This window comes from Pseudomonas sp. WS 5010 (assembly GCF_012985565.1).
GTDB lineage: Bacteria > Pseudomonadota > Gammaproteobacteria > Pseudomonadales > Pseudomonadaceae > Aquipseudomonas.
Map to the genome: position 1 here is coordinate 791,778 of NZ_JAAQWQ010000002.1, position 20,153 is coordinate 811,930.

Annotated in this window: 16 protein-coding genes; 8 read left to right on the top strand and 8 right to left on the bottom strand. The window is 63.1% G+C overall.

Annotated elements, in window-relative coordinates; all coding sequences use genetic code 11:
* The first annotated feature begins 71 nt into the window (after positions 1 to 71).
* Complete coding sequence (locus HBO11_RS08150; RefSeq protein ID WP_169952525.1) at positions 72 to 1,658, top strand: arylsulfatase; 1,587 nt, start codon at positions 72 to 74, stop codon at positions 1,656 to 1,658.
* Between the two features lie 180 nt (positions 1,659 to 1,838).
* Positions 1,839 to 4,328, top strand: coding sequence for a fused MFS/spermidine synthase (locus HBO11_RS08155; protein ID WP_169952526.1), 2,490 nt, complete (start codon positions 1,839 to 1,841; stop codon positions 4,326 to 4,328).
* A 207-nt stretch (positions 4,329 to 4,535) separates the two neighbouring features.
* On the opposite strand, the gene HBO11_RS08160 is transcribed toward HBO11_RS08155, so the two are convergent.
* Entirely contained in the window at positions 4,536 to 5,207 is a 672-nt protein-coding gene (locus HBO11_RS08160) for a DUF3313 domain-containing protein (RefSeq protein ID WP_169952527.1), read from the bottom strand.
* A 193-nt stretch (positions 5,208 to 5,400) separates the two neighbouring features.
* Here HBO11_RS08160 and HBO11_RS08165 point away from each other — a divergent pair, with 193 nt between their 5' ends.
* Positions 5,401 to 7,701: a cytochrome c3 family protein gene (locus tag HBO11_RS08165; RefSeq protein WP_169952528.1), complete on the top strand. Its 2,301-nt coding sequence runs from the start codon at positions 5,401 to 5,403 to the stop codon at positions 7,699 to 7,701.
* Here the strand turns inward: HBO11_RS08165 and HBO11_RS08170 are convergent.
* A complete protein-coding gene (locus HBO11_RS08170) occupies positions 7,673 to 8,200 on the bottom strand; it encodes a DUF934 domain-containing protein (protein WP_169952529.1) in 528 nt (175 codons plus the stop codon). The two genes, HBO11_RS08165 and HBO11_RS08170, sit on opposite strands and share 29 nt — an antisense overlap.
* Positions 8,197 to 9,867, bottom strand: a complete 1,671-nt coding sequence (locus tag HBO11_RS08175) for a nitrite/sulfite reductase (RefSeq protein ID WP_169952530.1) — start codon at positions 9,865 to 9,867, stop codon at positions 8,197 to 8,199. The genes HBO11_RS08170 and HBO11_RS08175 overlap by 4 nt, the downstream gene beginning before the upstream one ends.
* A 239-nt stretch (positions 9,868 to 10,106) precedes the next feature.
* On the opposite strand from HBO11_RS08175, the gene ccoN reads away from it, so the two are divergent.
* Together ccoN and HBO11_RS08185 are read left to right on the top strand one after the other, a co-directional pair.
* The gene (gene ccoN / locus HBO11_RS08180; protein ID WP_169952531.1) at positions 10,107 to 11,534 is read left to right on the top strand and encodes a cytochrome-c oxidase, cbb3-type subunit I; all 1,428 of its coding nucleotides are present in this window, start codon (positions 10,107 to 10,109) and stop codon (positions 11,532 to 11,534) included.
* Positions 11,534 to 11,755 carry a cbb3-type cytochrome c oxidase subunit 3 gene (locus HBO11_RS08185; protein ID WP_169952532.1) on the top strand — a complete coding sequence of 74 codons (222 nt, stop codon included), beginning with the start codon at positions 11,534 to 11,536 and terminating at the stop codon, positions 11,753 to 11,755. Before ccoN ends, HBO11_RS08185 begins: the two co-directional genes overlap by 1 nt.
* Positions 11,756 to 12,530: 775 nt before the next feature.
* Here HBO11_RS08185 and HBO11_RS08190 read toward each other — a convergent pair.
* A complete protein-coding gene (locus HBO11_RS08190; protein ID WP_169955882.1) occupies positions 12,531 to 13,025 on the bottom strand; it encodes a hypothetical protein in 495 nt (164 codons plus the stop codon).
* 119 nt (positions 13,026 to 13,144) lie between these two features.
* Between HBO11_RS08190 and HBO11_RS08195 the strand changes: the two genes are divergently transcribed.
* Positions 13,145 to 13,846 carry an aspartate/glutamate racemase family protein gene (locus tag HBO11_RS08195; RefSeq protein WP_169955880.1) on the top strand — a complete coding sequence of 234 codons (702 nt, stop codon included), beginning with the start codon at positions 13,145 to 13,147 and terminating at the stop codon, positions 13,844 to 13,846.
* Here HBO11_RS08195 and HBO11_RS08200 read toward each other — a convergent pair.
* From HBO11_RS08200 to HBO11_RS08210, 3 genes are all read right to left on the bottom strand, one after another.
* Positions 13,834 to 14,346, bottom strand: a complete 513-nt coding sequence (locus HBO11_RS08200) for a GNAT family N-acetyltransferase (RefSeq protein WP_169955878.1) — start codon at positions 14,344 to 14,346, stop codon at positions 13,834 to 13,836. The two genes, HBO11_RS08195 and HBO11_RS08200, sit on opposite strands and share 13 nt — an antisense overlap.
* Positions 14,347 to 14,406: 60 nt before the next feature.
* Entirely contained in the window at positions 14,407 to 15,555 is a 1,149-nt protein-coding gene (locus HBO11_RS08205) for a glycerate kinase (protein WP_169955876.1), read from the bottom strand.
* Between the two features lie 112 nt (positions 15,556 to 15,667).
* Complete coding sequence (locus HBO11_RS08210; RefSeq protein WP_169955874.1) at positions 15,668 to 16,768, bottom strand: sugar diacid recognition domain-containing protein; 1,101 nt, start codon at positions 16,766 to 16,768, stop codon at positions 15,668 to 15,670.
* 170 nt (positions 16,769 to 16,938) lie between these two features.
* Here HBO11_RS08210 and HBO11_RS08215 point away from each other — a divergent pair, with 170 nt between their 5' ends.
* Positions 16,939 to 18,249 carry an MFS transporter gene (locus HBO11_RS08215; protein WP_169955872.1) on the top strand — a complete coding sequence of 437 codons (1,311 nt, stop codon included), beginning with the start codon at positions 16,939 to 16,941 and terminating at the stop codon, positions 18,247 to 18,249.
* A gap of 117 nt (positions 18,250 to 18,366) precedes the next feature.
* Here the strand turns inward: HBO11_RS08215 and HBO11_RS08220 are convergent, their stop codons facing one another.
* Complete coding sequence (locus tag HBO11_RS08220) at positions 18,367 to 19,071, bottom strand: SDR family oxidoreductase (RefSeq protein ID WP_169955870.1); 705 nt, start codon at positions 19,069 to 19,071, stop codon at positions 18,367 to 18,369.
* A gap of 100 nt (positions 19,072 to 19,171) precedes the next feature.
* Between HBO11_RS08220 and HBO11_RS08225 the strand changes: the two genes are divergently transcribed.
* Entirely contained in the window at positions 19,172 to 20,101 is a 930-nt protein-coding gene (locus HBO11_RS08225; protein ID WP_169955868.1) for a LysR family transcriptional regulator, read from the top strand.
* Positions 20,102 to 20,153: the final 52 nt, after the last annotated feature.

The window sequence follows — 20,153 nt, forward strand, 5'->3', positions numbered from 1 at the left end:
AGACGTCGCGATGGACTGTAGTAAACGTTGGTCGCAGCAGTGCGACTCAAGCCGATAAAGGAGCAGGTCTCATGACTCGCATATGCAAGTGGCTACCGAAACTGGCCCTGGTGGCGGTTTCAGTGATGGGGGTCGGGGCGACAGCCCTGGCCGCCGAAAAGCCGAATATCCTGGTGATATTCGGCGATGACATCGGGCAAACCAATATCAGCGCCTATTCCATGGGCGTCGTGGGCTACAAGACCCCGAACATCGACCGTATCGCCAAGGAAGGCATGATGTTCACCGACTATTACGCGGAGAACAGTTGCACCGCCGGGCGCTCGTCCTTTATTACCGGCCAGACGCCGTTGCGCACTGGCTTGTCCAAGGTCGGCATTCCCGGTGCACCGGTAGGCCTGCAAAAGCGCGACATCACCATCGCCCAGGCGCTCAAGTCCCAGGGCTACGCCACCGGGCAATTCGGCAAGAACCACTTGGGCGACCGCGATGAGTACCTGCCCACCAACCATGGTTTCGATGAGTTCTTCGGCAACCTGTACCACCTCAATGCCGAAGAAGAGCCGGAACGCCCTTACTGGCCCAAGGACGACGCAGCCTTCGTCAAGGCCAACACCCCACGCGGGGTGATCCACAGCTTTGCCGACGGCAAGATCGAAGACACCGGCGCCTTGACCACCAAGCGCATGGAAACCATCGACGACGAAACCACCGCCGCCGCCCAGGCGTTCATCAAGAAACAGGCCGAGGCCGACAAGCCGTTCTTTGTCTGGATGAACACCACGCGCATGCACGTGTTCACCCACGTGCGCGACTCGATGAAGGGCCAGAGCGGCATGCCCGGCAACGAGTACGCCGATGGCATGCTGGAGCACGATGGTGACGTCGGCAAACTCCTGCAGACCCTCGACGACCTGAAAATCGCCGACAACACCATCGTGGTCTACACCACCGATAACGGGCCCAACCAGTTCTCCTGGCCGGACGCGGCAACCACGCCGTTTCGCAACGAGAAGAACTCCAACTGGGAAGGCGCCTACCGGGTGCCGGCGATCATTCGCTGGCCGGGCAAGATCAAGGGCGGCGAAGTCTCCAACGAAATGCTCTCGGGCATGGACTGGTTCCCGACCCTGCTCGCGGCGGCCGGCGATACCGAGGTCAAGGACAAGCTGCTCAAAGGCTGGGCCCCGGTCGCGGGCGGCGCCAACTTCAAAGTGCACCTGGACGGCTTCAACCAACTGCCCTACCTGACCGGCCAGCAACCTAAAGGCGCACGCAACGAGTTCTACTACTTCAACGACGACGGGGTGCTGGTATCGATGCGCTTCGACAACTGGAAAGTGGTGTTCTGCGAACAACGCCAGCCTGGCGGTTTCCGGGTCTGGAGCGAGCCGTTCGTGTGCCTGCGGGTGCCGAAGATCCTCAACTTGCGCATGGACCCGTACGAGCGGGCGGACGTGGTGTCTGACCAGTATTACGACTGGAGCACCAAGAACGTGTACCTGGCGGGCGTCGCGGTGACCAAATCGGCGGCCTTCCTCGAAACCTTCATCGAGTACCCACCCAGCCAGAAACCGGCGAGCTTCAGCATCGACCAGATTCGCGCGGCGGTGGATGCGAAAATTGCCGAGAAAATGAAGGCAGCGCCGGCGCAGTAAAAGGTCGGAGCGGGCTTGTGTGGGAGCGGGCTTGCCCGCGATAGCGGTGGATCAGTCACCTAATGCATTGATTGACACTGCACTATCGCGGGCAAGCCCGCTCCCACACTAAACCCGGTTTGCACCGGGCATCTTCGCCAGTTTTGAAATATTTGTTCCCTTTGAACAAGGCAATCTGCAATGTCTTCACGCACTGCCAGCCAACCCCTGGCCCGTCTCCAGACCTCCACCCTGCTGATCCCCGCCCTGCTGCTGTTCATCTCCGGCAGCGCCGCTCTGGTGTTCCAGGTGCTCTGGATCAAGCAGCTGTCACTGGTGGTTGGGGTCGAGGTCTATGCCATCACCACCGGGATCAGTGCCTTCTTTGCCGGGCTGGCCCTGGGTAGCTGGCTGTTTGGCCGCTGGGCCGATCGGCTCGCACGGCCGCTGGTGCTTTACGCCGCTCTGGAAATTCTCGTCGCCGTGCTCGGAGTCAGCGCCACGCTGGCCCTGGGCATGGCCGCCAGCCCGTTTGCCTGGCTGGAACAGCGCATCGGCCTGTTGGCCTGGGTCCTGCCTTTCGCCCTGGTGGGCCTGCCTGCGCTGTTGATGGGCGGCACGCTGCCGGTGCTGGTGCGCGCCCTCAACGCCGATGCCAAGGACCTGGGCCAGGCCGGTGGCCGGCTGTATGCGGCCAACACCGCCGGGGCCATCGTTGGCACCTTGCTCACGGCCTTTGTGCTGATCGCCACCTTTGGCGTGCGCGGCAGTGCCCTGGTGGCCGCCTTGCTCAACCTGCTCGCCGCCGTCGGCGCCTTGTTGTACGTGCGCCATCGCGCAACGTCGGTCAATGCCCCGTCCAAGACCCAACCGGCGCGCCTGGCGCTGGTGCTGTATGCCATCGCCGGCGGCGTGGCCCTGGGTTATGAAGTGGTCTGGTCGCAGTCCATCGTGCAATTCATGAGTACCCGCACCTATGCCTTTGCCGTGGTGCTGGCTACCTACCTGGCCGGGCTGTTTATCGGCAGCCAACTGATGGCGCGCCGGGTCGCACGCATTCGCGATCCGTGGGGCGTCTTCGGTCTGCTGATTGCCGGTGCCGGGTTGGTGGCCCTGCTGGAAATCGCCTTGCTGGGCCGTTGGCTGGTGCTCCTGCAAACCCAGGCTGAAGCGCTGGTACTGAGCTTCGGTGGCGGCGAATTGCCAGGCATGAGCGCACGCTTTGCAATGGCCGCCTTGTGCATTGTGTTTGTGCCCACCTTGTTGCTCGGCGCGGCGTTTCCCCTGGCGCTGCGCCTGAGTGTGGGCGGCGCGCAGGTAGGCCGGGACGTGGGCGCGGTGGTGGCGTTCAACACCCTGGGCGGGATTGTCGGGGTGATGCTCTGCGGTTTTGTGCTGATCCCCTGGCTCGGCCTGGTGCGCACCCTGGGCCTGCTGGCGGTGATTGCCGGCGTGGTGGGCTACATCGCGGTGCGCCGTGGCCATGGGGTGAAAAAAGGTCGCCGCCAGGCCGTGGTGGCCATCGGCCTGCTGTCATTGGCCGCGGCCCTGCTGACCCCGGTGGACCGCCTGGCCAACCTGCTGCCCGGCGCACGCAATGCCAGCCTGGCGTTTTACCAGGAAGGCCGTGGCGCGACCGTCGCGGTGGTCACCCAGGGCAAGGGCACGCGGGCCTTTCAGCGCCTGTACATCCAGGGCGTGTCCAACACCGGCGACGCCATGCCGTCCCTGCGCTATATGCGCATCCAGGCCCTGCTGCCGTTGCTGATCCATAACGCCGAGCCCCGTGCGGCGCTGGTGATCGGCTTTGGCACCGGCATCACTGCCGGCGCACTGTTGCGTTATCCGGGGCTGGAGCAACGGGTCGTCGCAGAACTGCTGCCTGCTGTGGTGCAAGCGGCGCCGCTGTTCAAGGGCAACTACAACGCTGCCAGCGATTCCGGCGTGCAGGTGCGCTTGCGCGACGGTCGCCAGGAACTGCTGCGCAGCCCCCAGGCCTATGACTTGATCACCCTGGAACCACCACCGCCCTCCGCCGCCGGCGTGGTCAACCTGTACTCGCGCGACTTCTACCAACTGGCCGCGCGGCGCCTGGAAAAACACGGCCTGCTGGCCCAGTGGCTACCGCTGCCGACGCAGAACATCGAAGACTCGCAATCATTGGTGCGCAGCTTCCTCGACGTGTTCCCCTACGCCACGCTGTGGACCAGCGAGTTCCACGAGATGATGTTGGTGGGCTCCATGGAGCCAATCGAGCTGGACGCCACGCGTATTCGCCAGCGCTTCGAGCAAGCCCCGGTGCGCAGCGCCCTGGCCGAGGTTGGCATTGATTCGGCCGCGACCCTGCTGGCGACCTGGGTTACCGATCGCAACGGGCTGGAGCGCTTTGCCGGGCAGGCCCTGGCCGTCACCGATGACCAGCCGCGTATCGAATATGCCCCGTGGGTGCGCAGCCAGGAGATCAAGCGGGTGTTGCCGGCCTTGCTCGACTTGCGAGTGCCTGCGCCCTTGCTGAATGCCGATGGGGCATTGCTGCGCACCCTGGAGGCCGAACAACAACGCCTGATGCAGTTCTACCGCGCCAGCCTGCACGCCTATGACGGTGATCGTGCGGCCTGGGGCCGGGATATCCGCCAGGTGTTGCAGGAGGATGGGGCCAATCCGTATTACCGGTGGTTTGTCGGGGATTGATGGGTGGGGGCTGGCTTGCCGCCCATGAGCATGAGTATCTACACAACTGTGTAGTGGTTCTTGGGCTTGTGCACATATCCATTGCTGCGATAACGGCCACTCATGGGCGTGTCGCGGCTACCCCGGTATCCATGCCGGGGCGCCCAAGATCAGGATCAAAAGCAGAGCTGGAGCGCGAAGCCCCATTCCCTGTAGGCGTTGGGTGGGTTACTTGGCCTTGAGCTTGAGGTAGGACTGGTGCAGATCCGCCGCCCAGCCATCCATCACCGCCTTCACATCCGCCGCTTTCATCACCTGGGTATCGTTGTCCAAAGGCTTGCCCGTGCCTTTGCGCACGACCTGGGCGATCACCCGGCCACTGTCGCCATCGAGAAACTGCGCCTCGGTGCCCAGGGTGGTTTCCTGGTCACGAATCCCGGTGCCGGTGCTCACCGCGGCTGCCACCAGGGCGACTGGAATGTACTCGTACGGCTTGAGGCTTTCGGTCTTGCGGCTGACCGCTGTGATCGCCGCCCGCACCACAATCACCCCAGGGCCCGGGGCGTTGGCCAATGGCAGGGACTTGACCAGCTCACGCTTGAGCGCCTGGTTGTAGTACTCGTTGATGCTGCGCAAGGTGTCTTCGGGGATTTGCGCGGTGGCCTGGGGCTTGGGGAAAAATTGAGTCGGCTCGATATACACCGAGGTGTAGCGGTTCAGATTGAGCTTGGGATCGACCCAGCGCATCACCTCTGCGCCCGACGGCGACTTGGCTTCGCGCAACTGGCTGTAGTCGGACAGAAATCCCGAATACTCATCCGGCTGCGGGACTTTACTTGCACACCCGGTCACCCCGAGTGAGGCAATACACAGCGTACTGATCATGAGCCCTAGCTTCATGGCGCAACTCCTTGGCGTTTATCGTCGAAACGTGAAGTAACAGGTATAGCCAACTCTGGAAAAATATCCTACTACTGGCACATAAGTGCGGCTTATTTCACACCCCTGATTTGACAGGGCCCTGACCTGCGTCAAAGCTGCACACAGCTTAAGCACGCCATAGAGCGTCAATGCATCGGACATCGGAAGTCGCATGCCCAAGGTCAACCACCGTGATTCATCCCGTCGTTATCTCTACCCACTGTTGATTGCCGTTTTGCTACTGGCGATGGCCGCGATCTGGCTGTTCCTCCAGGCCAGTACGCCCAAGCTGCCGCTGCCGGCGCCCACACCGGTGGCTGTTGTGGCTAAACCGCCGACGCCGCCTGCGCACATGGTGGACGAGCAGCAATGCCAGGGCTGCCATCAACCCCAGGCCAAGGACTGGCAAGGTTCTCACCATCAACTGGCAATGCAGCAGGCAACCCCCCAGACGGTACCGGCCGATTTCAACAATGCCTCGTTCCAGGGCGAAGGCGAAACCACTCGCTTCCTGCGCCGGGGCGATGAGTTCTGGGTCAACACCCCGGGGGTCGATGGCAAGCCTGCCGACTTCAAGGTCGCCTACACCTTCGGCATCGCCCCTTTGCAGCAGTACCTGATCGAGGTCGGCGACGGACGCTTGCAGGCCTTGGGCGTAGCCTGGGATACCGAAAAAAACCGCTGGTTCCACCTCTATCCCGGCCAGGGCGTGAACTTCAAGAACCCGTTGCACTGGAGCAAGCCGAGTCAAAACGCCAACTTCATGTGCGTGGAATGCCACACCACCGGCTACCAGCGCAATTTCGATGCGCCCAACAACCGCTTCGACAGCCAGTGGAACAGCCTCGGTGTCGGCTGCCAGGCCTGCCATGGCCCGGCCTCGAACCATATGCAATGGGCAGCGAAGAAAGGCGACCTGTTGCATGCAGGCTTTGCCGTGGACTTGAAGGACAAGGACGCCACCGTCGAGCTTGAAACCTGCGCCCGCTGCCATGCACGCCGCGCCCCACTGGGTGACGGCTATACCGTGGGCAAGCGCCTGATGGATGACTACCTGCCCAGCGTGCTGACCCGCGAGTTGTATGCCCTGGACGGCAAGATCAAGGACGAAGTGTTTGAGCACGGCTCCTTCGCCCAGAGCAAGATGGCCGACAAGGGCGTGCGCTGCACCGACTGCCATAACCCCCATAGCAACCAGTTGAAGGCCCCCGGCAACGGTGTGTGCCTGCAATGTCACAACACGGCGGGCAAGACTGCGGTTGCCTCGGTAGATGGCCGCGGGTTGCAGGCCAGGAATTACGAAGCGCCGGAACACACGCGCCATGTCGCCGGGCAGCCTGGCTCGTTTTGCGTCGATTGTCATATGCCCGGCAAGTTCTACATGGGCAACGACTTTCGCCATGACCACAGCTTCAGCATCCCCAACCCCGAGCGCGCCGCCAGGCTCGGCACCCCGGACGCCTGCCTGAGCTGCCACCAGGGCAAGGCCGGCGACAAGATCAGTGCACAATTCAAACTGTGGGACCACAGCCAGACACTCCAGGCCCCACGCTACGACGAAAGCCTGGCGCTGATTCGCGGCGGCCAGCCGGGTGCGGCACACGCGTTGTATGAGCAATTGGCGCGCAGCAACCTGCCGGCGATCCAACGCGCCACGCTGCTGGCCGAGTTGCCCAACTACCCCAGTGAGCAGGCGTTGAAGCTGGCGACCAAAGACCTGGGCCACCCTGCCCCACAGGTGCGCGAGAGTGCGCTTCGGGCGGCCAGCGCCTTGCTGCCGCCTGCCGAGCGCGTGGCGCTGTATCGCCCCTTGCTCAAGGACCCGGTGCGGGCGGTGCGCATTCTCGCCGCGCGGGATCTGCTCAGCGTCGCAGCGCAAGGCCTGGGCCCGGCCTGGGAACAGGCCATCGGTGAATACGAGAACGTGCAACGGAGCCTGCAAGAGCGCGCCGAAGCCAACCTCAACCTGGCCATGCTGTACCAGGCCAGCGGGCGCGCCGGCCTGGTCGAAGCCCAACTGCGCACGGCGCTGCTGCGCGACCCGGACTTCTACCCGGCGCTGGTGACCCTCGCACAGTGGCTGGAGGCCAATGGCCGGGGCGAAGAAGCCCGCCGCCTGGTTGCCGAAAACCTCAAGCAACATCCCGAGGCCGCGCTGCTGCAACATACCCAAGGGTTGATGCTGATTCGCCAGGGCCATACGCCGTCGGCGCTGACGCACTTGCGCGAAGCCGCCCGCCTGGAACCGGGCAACGGGCAGTACAGCTTTGTGCTGGCGGTGGCGTTGCACGACGGTGGTCAGGTCGACAAGGCCTGCCAGCAGTTGGAAGCACTGCTCCAGCGCCAACCGTATAACCGTAACGCGCGGCTGTCGCTGATCCAGTACTACCTGGAGAACAATCAGGAACCCAAGGCGCAAGTGGTGATGCAGGGCTGGAAAAAACTCAATCCTGGCGACCCGGCATTGAAGTAAGCACCTGCCGCCGCCGAAACAGCGGCCGCGGCTCAATCACCGAGCGGCCATAGCTCACGCTCATGCCCGCCAGGCCCTTGAGTGCGTCGACGGCCGACTTGTCCTCGCGCACGGCGAACCCGTCGAAACCACACTGGCGCATATGGCTCAGTTGGTCGCGCAGCACATCCCCCACCGCCCGCAACTCCCCCTGCCAGCCCATGCGCGTGCGCAGCAGATAGGCCTGGCTGTAGGCCCGGCCATCGCGAAAGCTGGGGAAGTCCAGGGCAATCAGCGGCAACACCTCCAGCCACGGCTGCAGGTGTTCGACTTCATCGTCCGGGCCGAGCCACACCGCGTCCTGCGGCGGCTCTGGCGCAATACGCCGGCTCAGCCACAGGGCCAGCGGCAGGATCAACGGGCCATCGGGCAGCGGTCCAGTGGCGTCGCGCACCAGGGTCCAGGGGTCATCCTGCTTGATACGGGCCACGCCCTGTTCCAGGCTCAGCAGATTGTTCATACCGGTTGCACCACGCTGCCATACACCCGCTCCTTGAACGGCTCCAGGCCGATGCGTTGCACGGTGTCGATAAAGGGTTCGTCGCTCTCCCGGTAGCGGACGTAGGTGGCGATCAGGCGTGAGATCACATCCGGGATCTGTGCGGCGCTGAACGAAGGGCCAATCACCTTGCCCAGCGCACTGGCCTTGCCCTGGGCGCCGCCCAGGGTGATCTGGTACCACTCGCTGCCATTTTTATCGACGCCCAGGATGCCGATATTGCCGATGTGGTGATGCCCACAGGCATTGATGCAGCCGGAGATATTCAGGCTGATATCGCCCAGGTCATGCAGGTAGTCGAGGTTGTCGAAGCGCTGCTGGATCGCCTGGGCGATGGGGATCGACTTGGCGTTGGCCAGGGCACAGAAGTCGCCGCCGGGGCAGGCGATGATGTCGGTCAGCAAGCCGACATTGGCGCTGCCCAGGCCCTGCTCGCAGGCCAGGGACCACAACGCATGCAGCCACGCCTTGGGCACATCCGGCAGTACGATGTTCTGTTCATGGGCGATGCGGATTTCGCCAAAGCCGAACTGCTCGGCCCACTGCGCCACGGCGTCCATCTGCTCGGCCGTCACGTCGCCCGGCGGCGCGGCAATCCCCGGCTTGGTGGACAGCACCACACTGCTGTAGCCCGGCACTTTGTGGGGCTGCACGTTACGTGTCACCCAGCGCGCGAACGCCGGGCTGTCAGCCATGTGTGTGCCAAAGTCCAGGTCGGTGTCGGGCAGCGCCTGATAATGCGGTGGTACAAAGGCCGAGGCCACGCGCTGGTACTCATCCTCGGTCAATTGCGCCGGGCCGTCGCGCAGGTGTTGCCACTCCTCCTCCACCTCCCGGGAAAACGCCTCGATGCCCAGGGCCTTGACCAGGATCTTGATCCGCGCCTTGTACTTGTTATCGCGCCGGCCATGGCGGTTGTACACGCGCAGCACCGCCTCGACGTACGACAGCAGGTGCTGCCAGGGCAAGCCATCGCGAATCTGCAAGCCGAGGATCGGCGTGCGCCCAAGGCCGCCGCCTACCAGTACGCGCAACAGCATGTGGCCGCCGGCGTCCTGGTAAAGATAGAGGCCGATGTCATGCATCATGATCGCCGCCCGATCCTGGCGCGCCGAGCAGATGGCGATCTTGAACTTGCGCGGCAAGAACAGGAACTCGGGGTTGATGGTCGACCATTGCCGCAGGATTTCCGCGAGCGGGCGCGGGTCCAGCAACTCGTCGGCGGCCACCCCGGCAAAGGCTTCGGTGGTGATGTTGCGCACGCAGTTGCCGGAGGTCTGGATCGCATGCATGTCGACTTCGGCCAGGCGCTGGAGGATGTCAGGCACCTGCTGCAACTCGATCCAGTTGAACTGCATGTTCTGGCGCGTGGTGAAGTGGCCGTAGCCGCGATCGTAATCCCGGGCAATGCTCGCCAGGGTGCGTAACTGCTGCGCACCGAGGGTGCCGTAGGGGATCGCCACCCGCAGCATATAGGCATGTTTTTGCAGGTACAGGCCGTTTTGCAGGCGCAGCGGCAGGAATTCTTCTTCGCTCAGGTCGCCAGCGACAAACCGTTCGACCTGATCACGAAACTGCGCCACACGCTCCAAGACCAGGGCCCGGTCGTACTCATCGTACCGATACATCTCGCTACCTCATCATGGCTGACCGCGCTCGACGGCAGCGGTTTCTATGGGAGCGACTATGCACTTACAGCTCAATGCGTCACAGATTCAGCTAAAAACTAAAAAACCATATCAGCCTGGCAATGCCCCATGTTTTAAGGGATATATTCTGATCCGTATTAATGTAGTTTTTCTGAGCCTGTTTTGTTTTTCATGGATTTCCTACAGTGCCCGGGACTTGAAACCGTGGAAGACTGACCATGAGCACAGCATCAACCGGGCAGGCCTATAACTATAAGGTTGTCCGTCAATTCGTCATCGCCACCGTGGTATGGGGCGTTATCGGCATGGCCATGGGCGTATGGATCGCCTCCCAACTGGTGTGGCCGGACATGAACCTGGACCTGCCCTGGACCACCTTTGGCCGCTTGCGGCCACTGCACACCAGCCTGGTGATTTTCGGCTTTGCCGGTAGCGCGCAATTTGCCGCCAGCTACTACGCGGTGCAACGTACCTGCCAGGTGCGCCTGTATAGCGACTGGCTCGCCGCCTTTACGTTCTGGGGTTGGCAGTCGGTGATTGTGATCATGCTGATCACCCTGCCCCTGGGCTACACCACCACCAAGGAATACGCCGAGATCGAATTCTCCGGCGCGGTGTGGATGACCGTGGTGTGGGTAGCCTACGCCATTGTGTTCTTCACCACCGTGGTGCAGCGCAAGACCCAGCACATCTACGTCGGCAACTGGTTCTTCGGCGCGTTTATCGTGGTGATCGCCATGCTGCATGTGGTCAACCACCTGTCGATCCCGGTGGACTGGTTCAAGTCCTACCCGGTGTATTCCGGCGCCACCGACGCCATGGTGCAGTGGTGGTACGGGCACAACGCGGTGGGGTTCTTCCTGACCACCGGGTTCCTGGGAATGATGTATTACTTCGTGCCCAAGCAGGTCGGGCGGCCGGTGTATTCCTATCGCCTGTCCATCGTGCACTTCTGGGCGCTGATCACCCTGTATATCTGGGCGGGGCCCCACCACCTGCACTACACCGCGCTGCCGGACTGGGCGCAGTCGTTGGGCATGGCCATGTCGCTGATCCTGCTGGCGCCCAGCTGGGGCGGGATGATCAACGGCATGATGACCCTGTCGGGCGCCTGGCATAAATTGCGCACCGACCCGATCCTGCGCTTTCTGGTGTTGTCGCTGGCGTTCTACGGCATGTCGACCTTTGAGGGGCCGATGATGGCGATCAAGACGGTCAACGCCCTGTCCCACTACACCGACTGGACCATCGGCCACGTTCACGCGGGTGCCCTGGGTTGGGTGGCGATGATCACCTTTGGCTCGCTGTACCACATGATCCCGAAAGTCTTCGGTCGCGAGCAGATGTACAGCGTGCCGCTGATCAACCTGCACTTCTGGCTGGCAACCATCGGCACGGTGCTGTACATCGCCTCGATGTGGGTCAACGGCATCACCCAGGGCCTGATGTGGCGGGCGGTCAACGACGACGGCACCCTCACCTACTCGTTCGTAGAGGCCTTGCAGGCCAGCCACCCGGGGTTTGTGGTGCGGTTTGCCGGTGGGGTGTTCTTCCTTGGCGGCATGTTGCTGATGGCCTACAACACCTGGCGCACCGTACGGGTGGCCGACCTGAAGGTGGCGCACAATGATGCGCAGATCGCCTGATGTGGGAGGTCATTTTCAACCTGGCGGCGGTGATCTGCCTGTATGGCGCCGTGGAGTACTGCCTGCGCGGGCAATCGGGGGAAACCTTGGATGAGGCGAGCTTGATTCCGTTTGCCGACGACCCGGAAGTGGCGCGGCGGGTGGAGCTGGCGACGGGCAAACAGGTCAAGGCGGTGGCACCTGAGGAGGCCAAGCCGGGCTGGGGTAATGTCGAGCTCTAAAGCTCGGTGTTGGCTTTTTGTGGGAGCGGGCTTGTGTGGGAGCGGGCTTGCCCGCGATGGCCATAGGTGTCTACACAACTCGCTCTTTTTTTGTAGTTGGGTGTGAGTACATATCCGTTGCTGCGGTCATGGAGGTGTCGCGGCTACCCCGGCATCCATGCCGGGGTGCCCACTGCGCAATACCTGCCTGCGGCCATCGTGGTTTGACGGGGCACCTAAGATCAAAAGCCAGATCAAAAGCAGAGCAACAGCAACAGCAGAACCAGAGCGCGAAGCTGCATTCCCCTGTAGGAGCTGGCTTGCCTGCGATGACGCCCGAAAGAACACATCAGAGTATCTGGTATTCATTCGTCATCGTTAACGACCATCGCAGGCAAGCCAGCTCCTACAGGGGTACGCGCACGCCTTGACGATCAGGTCGGCTGTCAGGCCGCTTTGCTTGTGATTTTGATCTTAGGCGCCCCGTTAAACCACGCTGCCCGTCATCCGAGCCTGGGCGAGGTGCCGAGTGGTGGGGCAAGAGCCCTTTTGGTTACTTTTGGCTGGGCCGGCACTCCGGGCTCTTTTCCAAAAGTGACCCGCCGTAAGGGCGGAACCAATAGCCGCCGTGACCGCAGCAACGGATATGTACACAAACCCAGAAAAGAGTGGTCTAAATACTCATGCCGCGATGGCGGTATATCAGGTCAGGAATACTTGCCTGACACACCGCTATCGCGGGCAAGCCCGCTCCCACACAAGCCCACACAAGCCTGCTCCCACATTTGCCTGGGGATCAGCCGCGTTCGCGCGGAATCAGGCTCTGCAACTGCAAGGCCAGGAAGTTGGCATCGAAGGCAAAGGTGTCCGGGTCTTTCAAGCCATTGGTTTTCTTCCACAACCAATCATTGGACCCCGGCAGCAGCACGAGGGATATGCTGCCGTAACGGGCCGCGGTCAGCCCCATGACCGACAACGAAATCAACCCACCCGCCCCCATCACATCCGGCACAAACTCCACCGGTTTGCCCGCGATATGAATGGTCAGTTTCTCGGTCTTGAAGGTCGAAGTCTCCACCGGCACGCTTGGGCCAGACGCCACATAAGCCTCACGCTGAACCTCCAGCAAACCATCACTCTTGACCGGCGCCAACCACTGCTCGATCTCGCCGTACAGCTCAGTGATTTTCTGGGTCCAGCGGGCTGACTGCACCTCGAACTGCTGGCGCTTGTGCGCTTCGCTGTCGGCGTAATGACGAAGCATCTCGCCCAATTGCTGTACATCGTCCATTGCGGTGTTCCTCGGGGGCTGCAAACAACGATCATGGCAGATGCTGCACCGGCGCGTATGACTAACGCTCGCGTGTTGGGTAAGGTGTAGCTTTCGCCCAACAGCTTGAGGAGCTTTGCATGCGCACCATCGGCCTTATCGGCGGCATGAGCTGGGAGTCCAGCGCCGAGTATTACCGGATCATCAACCAGCAGGTACGCGACCGGTTGGGGCCGCTGCGCTCGGCACAAATCCTGCTGTACAGCGTCGACTTCGGCCCGGTGGAACAAGCCCAGCACGCCGGGCGCTGGGATGACGCGGCGCTGATCCTGCAAGACGCCGCACGCCGCCTGCAAGCCGGTGGCGCGGACTGCATCGTGCTGTGTACCAACACCATGCATCTGGTGGCGCCGCAGATCGAAGCTGGCGTGTCGGTGCCGTTCCTGCACATTGCCGATGCGGCGGGCGCGGCGGCGGTCAAGGCCCAGACCCTGACCGTTGGCCTGCTGGGCACGGCGTTTACCATGGAACAGGATTTTCTCAAGGCGCGCCTGGCAGCCCAGGGCTTGCACGTGCTGGTGCCCGACGCAGCAGAACGCCACGCCGTGCACCGGATCATTTATGAAGAGTTGTGCGTCGGAGTGATCAACGAAGCCTCACGCCAGGTTTACCAGCAGGCCATCGCCAACCTCGCGGCCCGTGGCGCCCAGGCGATTATCCTGGGGTGTACCGAGATCGGCCTGCTGATCAAGCCTGAGCACAGCGAGCTGCCACTGCTGGACACCACCTTGCTGCATGCGCAGGCTGCGGTGGCGTTTGCCCTGGGCGATCAGGCGGTCTGACGCAGGCGGGCCATGCTCAGGGCATCGACAAATACGCCGTCGCGCACGGCGTAATCGCGCAGCCGGCCTTCAGTCTCGAAACCGAACTTGCGGTACAACGCCTGGGCCGGCTCGTTGTCGACATACACCGTCAGTTCCACCCGGTGCAGGTTCATCCAGTTGTCGGCCACCTCCAGCGCCGCGCCCAGCAACTGGGTGCCCACCCCCTTGCCCTGCCAGGCCACCGCCACCCCCATGCCGATGCTGCCGACATGGCTTTGCCGACTGCGCGCGTACTGCTCCAGGGTGCAACTGCCAAGCACCTCACCCGCCTGCACCGCCACCAGCCTGAGCAGTCGCTCATTGGTATCGGCCAGGCGCTTGCGCCACACCTCCAGCGACTGGAACGGCATCTGCAGCACCTGACGGCACACGGCCGGATCGTTGTAGAGCGCATGCATGCCTTGAAGATGGCTTTCGGCAAAGCGCTGGATCACGATATTGGTGTCATGTGTAGGCATTGTGTTTCATCCTTTGAAAGACAAGTGGCCGATCAGTGTAGGCGGCGATAACAAGCGCTGTCATCCGCCACTGCGCTGCGCGCCCAAGCGCCACACTCGCGCAATGTCCGCCGCCCGCTCACGCAGCAACCGCGGCGCTTCGCTGCAGGCCTGCTCCAGGCTCATCGGCCCGCCAGGCAAGGCAAACGCGGCGTCGACGCCATGGGCATACATCTGCTCGTAGCCCTCGCCCAGCGTGCCGGCGATAACGATCACCGCAACACCCTGTTGCTTGGCCACCCGCGCCACGCCAAACGGGGTTTTACCGCGCAGGGTCTGGGCGTCGAAGCGGCCTTCGCCGGTGATCACCAGGTCGGCGCCGCGCATGGCGTGTTCCAGGCCCACCAGGTCGGCGACCACCTCCACGCCTGCACGAAACCTAGCGCCGAGGAAGGCCTTGGCGGCAAAGCCCAGGCCACCGGCCGCGCCGCTGCCCGGCTCGTCGCGCACGTCCCGGGGCAAGACTTCGGCGCAGTGGTCGGCGAAGTGTCCGAGGGCCTGGTCCAGCTGCTCGACCTGGTGTGGGTTGGCGCCTTTTTGCGGGCCGAAAATCGCCGAGGCACCGTGGGGGCCGCACAGGGGGTTGTTGACGTCGGCGGCGATATCGAAACGCACCTGGGCCAGGCGCGGGTCCAACTGCTCAAGATTGATCCGTGCCAGGCGCGCCAGGGCCAGGCCGCCACGCGCCAGGCTGTGGCCTTGGGCGTCGAGCAGTTGCACGCCAAGGGCCTGCATGGCACCGGCGCCGCCGTCATTGGTGGCACTGCCGCCAATCGCCAGGATGATCCGCCGGGCACCGGCATCCAGGGCGGCGCGGATCAGCTCACCAGTGCCAAAGGTGCTGCTGGAACAGGCATCGCGCTGCTCCCGCGGGACCAGTTGCAGGCCGCTGGCTTCGGCCATTTCGATGATTGCCGTGGCACTTTCGGCCAACCAGCCCCAGCGCGCCTCAACGGCGCCGCCCAACGGGCCTTGCACAGTGCAACTGCGCAACTGGCCATGGCAGGCCGCGAGCACCGACTCCACCGTGCCTTCACCGCCGTCCGCCATCGGGCACTGGATCAGTTCGGCCTGCGGCCAAACCTCAGCCAGGCCTTCGGCAATGGCCTGGGCCACGCCTTCGGCACTCAGGCTGTCCTTGAACGAGTCGGGGGCGATGATGACTTTCATGGGCTTTCTCCGATTTTTATGACGCCCATGCTGCCAGTTGGCACCGGCAATGACGCCTGTCCGATGCACAAGCGCGGCTGGGGTTTGTTGTTCATTTCTACAAAAGCGCCTCCTAAGGGGTTTGGGGCAGCAGTTGCACGCCCAGGTACAGCGCGAGCATGCCATCTAAGGTCAACGGGTCGACACCGCTCAATTCGGCGATGCGCTCCATGCGGTAGCGCAGGCTGTTGCGGTGGATGCCCAATGCATCGGCACAGGCCTGGCTTTGCCCGTCGTGCTCACACCAACTGCGCAGCGTCGCCTGCAGTTGGCCGTTGGCGTCCTTGGCCAGGACCTTGCGCAATGGGTTAAGCAGTTCGTCGAGGGCATCGTCGTTGCGATGGCGCCAGAGCATCACCGGCAACCGGTAGCGATTGAGGGTCAGCAGGCGCGACTGCGGCAGCACATCGCGGCCATAGGCGAGCAAGTCCGCCACCCGCCGATAACAGCGGCGCAAGCCGGCCAACCCGTCGGCCTGGCCACCGACGGCCACCCGCAGGATGTTCCAGCCCGAGGCCTCGAGTTTTTCCAGCAGGCGCGGGTTGTCCATCGGCACCGCTGCCGGGCGACACCACAGCAACGAAAACTGTGCGCTGCTGACGCACCAGCTGTCCGGATAACGCGAAGCCAGCCAGGCAGCCAGGGCTTCGGCGGTCTGGCCCGGGCCCAGCTCAAACAGATAGGGGGTTCGCGGCAACTGCGGCTTGAGCCCCAGTTGCTGGGCCTCGTCCACCAGGCGCGGCGATTCGCCGCTGTCGGCCAGCAGCAACGCCAGCAGATCATCACAGCGTTGGCGCCGCCACTGCTGCTCCGCCTGCTGATGGCGCTGGCTGACCAGCATCTCGGCAGTCATGCGCACCAGTTCGGCATAAGTGCGCAGCAACTGCGGTTCACCGCTGATGCCCAGCACCCCGATCAGACGCTGGTCATGCAGCAGCGGCAGGTTGATCCCCGGCGCCACGCCCTTGAGGTGCTTGGCGGTCTGGCTGTCGATTTCCACCACGCGACCGTTGGCCAACACCAATTGCGCGCCTTCATGACGGGTATTGATGCGCTCCGGCTCGCCGCTGCCGAGGATCAGGCCCTGGCTGTCCATGACGTTAACGTTGTAGGGCAAAATGGCCATCGTGCGATTGACGATATCCTGCGCCAGGTCATGATCGAGTTCGAACATGGGGCTAAATTCCTTGAAAGCGCTGCATTAAGCGATTGTTCAAAGGCACAGCGCAATGGATGGATCGCTGTGCGGGGGCACAAAGACACGACACCGTCCCGTGACCGAGACTCTTGGGGCGATCAACGTTACCCTCGCATCGCGAAAAATCATAATAAAGAGAGAACGCCATGTCACAGAGCGCCGCCGCTACCCTGGCCAACGATGACGACAAAAACGCCGTCTACAAGCGCATCACCCTGCGCCTGATCCCCTTCATTTTCATCTGCTACCTGTTCAACTACCTGGACCGCGTCAACGTCGGCTTTGCCAAGCTGCAGATGCTCGACGCCTTGAAGTTCAGCGAGACCGTGTACGGCCTCGGCGCCGGGATTTTCTTTATCGGCTACGTGCTGTGTGGCGTGCCGAGCAACCTGGCGCTGACCAAGTTCGGTCCCAGGCGCTGGATTGCGCTGATGATGATCACCTGGGGCACCCTGTCTGCCTGCCTGCTGTTTGTGACCACACCGACGCACTTCTACACCTTGCGCCTGTTTACCGGTGCCGCTGAAGCGGGCTTCTTCCCGGGCGTGGTGCTGTACCTCTCGCAGTGGTTCCCGACCTTCCGCCGTGGGCGGATCATGGCGCTGTTCATGTCCGCGATCCCGGTGTCGGGCCTGCTCGGCAGCCCGTTCTCCGGCTGGATCCTCAACCACTTCGCGGCGGGCCAGGGCGGTCTCGCGGGCTGGCAGTGGATGTTCCTGCTGCAAGGTGTGCCGACGGTGATCCTCGGTGCCCTCGCCTACTTCCTGCTCAGCGACAGCTTCGCCAACGCCAAGTGGCTGACCGCCCATGAGCGCGCAGTGCTCGAGGCCGACCAGGCCACCGACCTGGCCAACAAGCCCAAGACCACCACTGATTCGCTGCTGGAAGTATTCAAGAACCCGGCGATCTGGGCGTTCGGCCTGATCTACTTCTGCATCCAGAGCGGCGTGTACGCCATCAACTTCTGGCTGCCGTCGATCATCAAGAATATGGGCTTTAGCGATAACCTGGTGATCGGCTGGCTCAGTGCGATCCCCTATTTGCTGGCGGCGGTATTCATGCTGCTGGTGGGCCGCTCTGCCGACCTGCGCAAAGAGCGCCGCTGGCACCTGGTGGTACCGATGCTGATGGGCGCTGTCGGCCTGATCATCGCGGTGAACTTCGCCACCACCCCGGCCATTGCCATCCTTGGCCTGACCATCGCCACCATGGGCGCCCTCACCGGCCTGCCGATGTTCTGGCCGGTGCCTACCGCCATGCTCAGCGCCGGCGCGGCCGCGGGCGGCCTGGCATTGATCAACTCCATGGGCCAGATGGCGGGCTTTTTAAGCCCGTATGTGGTGGGGTTTGTGAAGGATGCGACCGGCTCCACCGACCTGGCGCTGTACCTGCTGGCGGCGGTGATCGTCGCGGGTAGTGTGCTGGCGCTGCGCATGACCCGTACCCTGAAGGCCTGACACGGCACAAAAAATGTGGGAGCGGGCTTGCCCGCGATAGCGGTGGATCAGTCAGCCTATATATTGACTGACACGCCGCCATCGCGGGCAAGCCCGCTCCCACATTGGGTTCGGTGTTTACAGCAACCCACCGCCGTCGATATCGATCACGCTGCCAGTGATAAAGCCATTCTCCATGGCCATCAAATAACCCGCCGCCACTTCCTCCGCCTGCCCCACCCGCCCTACCGGCAACGCCCCGCCCACCTTGGCGAACATGCCCTGACGCTGTTCCTCAGGCATCCCCGCGTATGCCGGCGTGTCGATCACCCCAGGGCTGACCACGTTGACCCGCCGTGGCGCCAGCTCCTTGGCCAACTGCTTGCCCAACGCTTCGGTCGCGGCATTGATGCCAACCTTGATAAATTGCCCCGGAACCAGCTTGCGCCCCAACTGCCCCGAGGTCAGGACGATGCTGCCGCGCTCGTCGAGAAAAGGCAGCGCCTGTTGGATTGCGCGCAAGGCGCCCCAGAGCTTCACATTGAAGTTGTCCTGGGCCAGTGGCAGGTCGGTGTCCTGCAGGTGTTTGGCCTGGACCGCAGGGCCTGAGGTGAACACCAGGTGGTCAAAACGCCCCACCGCTTCGAACAGACGTTGCAGGGAGGCGCTGTCGGTGACGTCCACCGGCTCGCTGCGCACGCCGTTGTCGACCGTCGACGTAAGGCGTCGCCCAGCCAGTACCACCTGCGCGCCACGGGATGCCGCCTGTTGGGCGACTTCGGCACCAATGCCGCTGCTACCGCCAATCACCACCACGGTTTTGCCCTTGAGGGGAGATGTCATGGGAACTGCCTCGTGCGGAAAAATGAGCGTTCATCTTCCCAGCTTGGCAATCGCGGAAAAATCCCGGTAAAACGACAGGATCTTTAAGGGATTTTTACAAATGAGCTCAATCCTCGACCTGGAAGTGTTTGTACGCACCGCCGACAGTGGCAGCCTCTCGGCGGCCGCCCGCAGCCTTAGCCTGACCCCGGCCGCCGCCAGCATTGCCCTCAAACGCCTGGAAACCCGCCTGGGCATGCGCCTGCTGGCCCGCTCCACACGCAGCATGCGCCTCACCGAAGAAGGCCGGCGCTACCTGGACAGCGTGCGGGTGGCCCTGGAAGCCCTGGCGGAAGGCGAACAGGCGATCAAGCAACACGGCCAGAGCCTCAGCGGCTTGCTGCAACTGTCCGCGCCCTCGGATTTCGGGCGCAATGTACTGCTCGGTTGGCTGGATCAGTTCAAGCGCGAGCACCCGAATATCCGCCTGCAATTGCTGCTTAACGACAGCAACGCCGACCTGTTCCGCGAAACCGTGGACATCGCCCTGCGCTTTGGCGTGCCAAGGGATTCAAGCCTGGTGGCGCTGCCGGTGGTCGCCGATCACCGCCGTATCGCCTGCGCCAGCCCCGCGTACCTGGCGCGCCACGGCACACCCCAGGTGCCGGCCGAGCTGGCGCAGCACAGCACCCTGCGCTACATGCGCCAGGGCCGGGCCAACAGCACCTGGTATTTTCGCCAGGGCACGCTGCTTGAGGAGGTCGAAGTGGGCGGCGATTACCTCAGTGATGACGGGGAAATCGTGCGGCGCTGGGCCCTGGCCGGCCACGGTATTGCCTACAAGGCGAACCTGGACGTGGCCGGCGATATCAAGGCCGGGCGCCTGGTGCCGTTGTTCGGCGAATGGCAAGGCGAACCCACGCCCTTCAACCTGATGTGCCCCCATCGCCTGCAAGTGTCGGAGCGGGTCAAAGTCCTGCATCGCTTCTTGCAGGCGCGCGCTGGCGAATTGCTCGCCGAATCAGCGCAACACAGGGCAAAAACGCTCTAGCGCGGGCCCCTCGGCACTGTTCAAAATCCAACAGCAGTTCAACACAGGTGTG

Excerpts from the sequence above, each read along its gene's own strand:
- HBO11_RS08210 (WP_169955874.1), bottom strand. The coding sequence starts at position 16,768 with ATGTTCGAACTCGATCATGACCTGGCGCAGGATATCGTCAATCGCACG.
- HBO11_RS08150 (WP_169952525.1), top strand. The coding sequence starts at position 72 with ATGACTCGCATATGCAAGTGGCTACCGAAACTGGCCCTGGTGGCGGTT.
- HBO11_RS08170 (WP_169952529.1), bottom strand. The coding sequence starts at position 8,200 with ATGAACAATCTGCTGAGCCTGGAACAGGGCGTGGCCCGTATCAAGCAG.
- HBO11_RS08175 (WP_169952530.1), bottom strand. The coding sequence starts at position 9,867 with ATGTATCGGTACGATGAGTACGACCGGGCCCTGGTCTTGGAGCGTGTG.
- HBO11_RS08165 (WP_169952528.1), top strand. The coding sequence starts at position 5,401 with ATGCCCAAGGTCAACCACCGTGATTCATCCCGTCGTTATCTCTACCCA.
- ccoN (WP_169952531.1), top strand. The coding sequence starts at position 10,107 with ATGAGCACAGCATCAACCGGGCAGGCCTATAACTATAAGGTTGTCCGT.
- HBO11_RS08195 (WP_169955880.1), top strand. The coding sequence starts at position 13,145 with ATGCGCACCATCGGCCTTATCGGCGGCATGAGCTGGGAGTCCAGCGCC.
- HBO11_RS08160 (WP_169952527.1), bottom strand. The coding sequence starts at position 5,207 with ATGAAGCTAGGGCTCATGATCAGTACGCTGTGTATTGCCTCACTCGGG.
- HBO11_RS08155 (WP_169952526.1), top strand. The coding sequence starts at position 1,839 with ATGTCTTCACGCACTGCCAGCCAACCCCTGGCCCGTCTCCAGACCTCC.
- HBO11_RS08200 (WP_169955878.1), bottom strand. The coding sequence starts at position 14,346 with ATGCCTACACATGACACCAATATCGTGATCCAGCGCTTTGCCGAAAGC.
- HBO11_RS08190 (WP_169955882.1), bottom strand. The coding sequence starts at position 13,025 with ATGGACGATGTACAGCAATTGGGCGAGATGCTTCGTCATTACGCCGAC.
- HBO11_RS08205 (WP_169955876.1), bottom strand. The coding sequence starts at position 15,555 with ATGAAAGTCATCATCGCCCCCGACTCGTTCAAGGACAGCCTGAGTGCC.
- HBO11_RS08215 (WP_169955872.1), top strand. The coding sequence starts at position 16,939 with ATGTCACAGAGCGCCGCCGCTACCCTGGCCAACGATGACGACAAAAAC.
- HBO11_RS08185 (WP_169952532.1), top strand. The coding sequence starts at position 11,534 with ATGTGGGAGGTCATTTTCAACCTGGCGGCGGTGATCTGCCTGTATGGC.
- HBO11_RS08225 (WP_169955868.1), top strand. The coding sequence starts at position 19,172 with ATGAGCTCAATCCTCGACCTGGAAGTGTTTGTACGCACCGCCGACAGT.
- HBO11_RS08220 (WP_169955870.1), bottom strand. The coding sequence starts at position 19,071 with ATGACATCTCCCCTCAAGGGCAAAACCGTGGTGGTGATTGGCGGTAGC.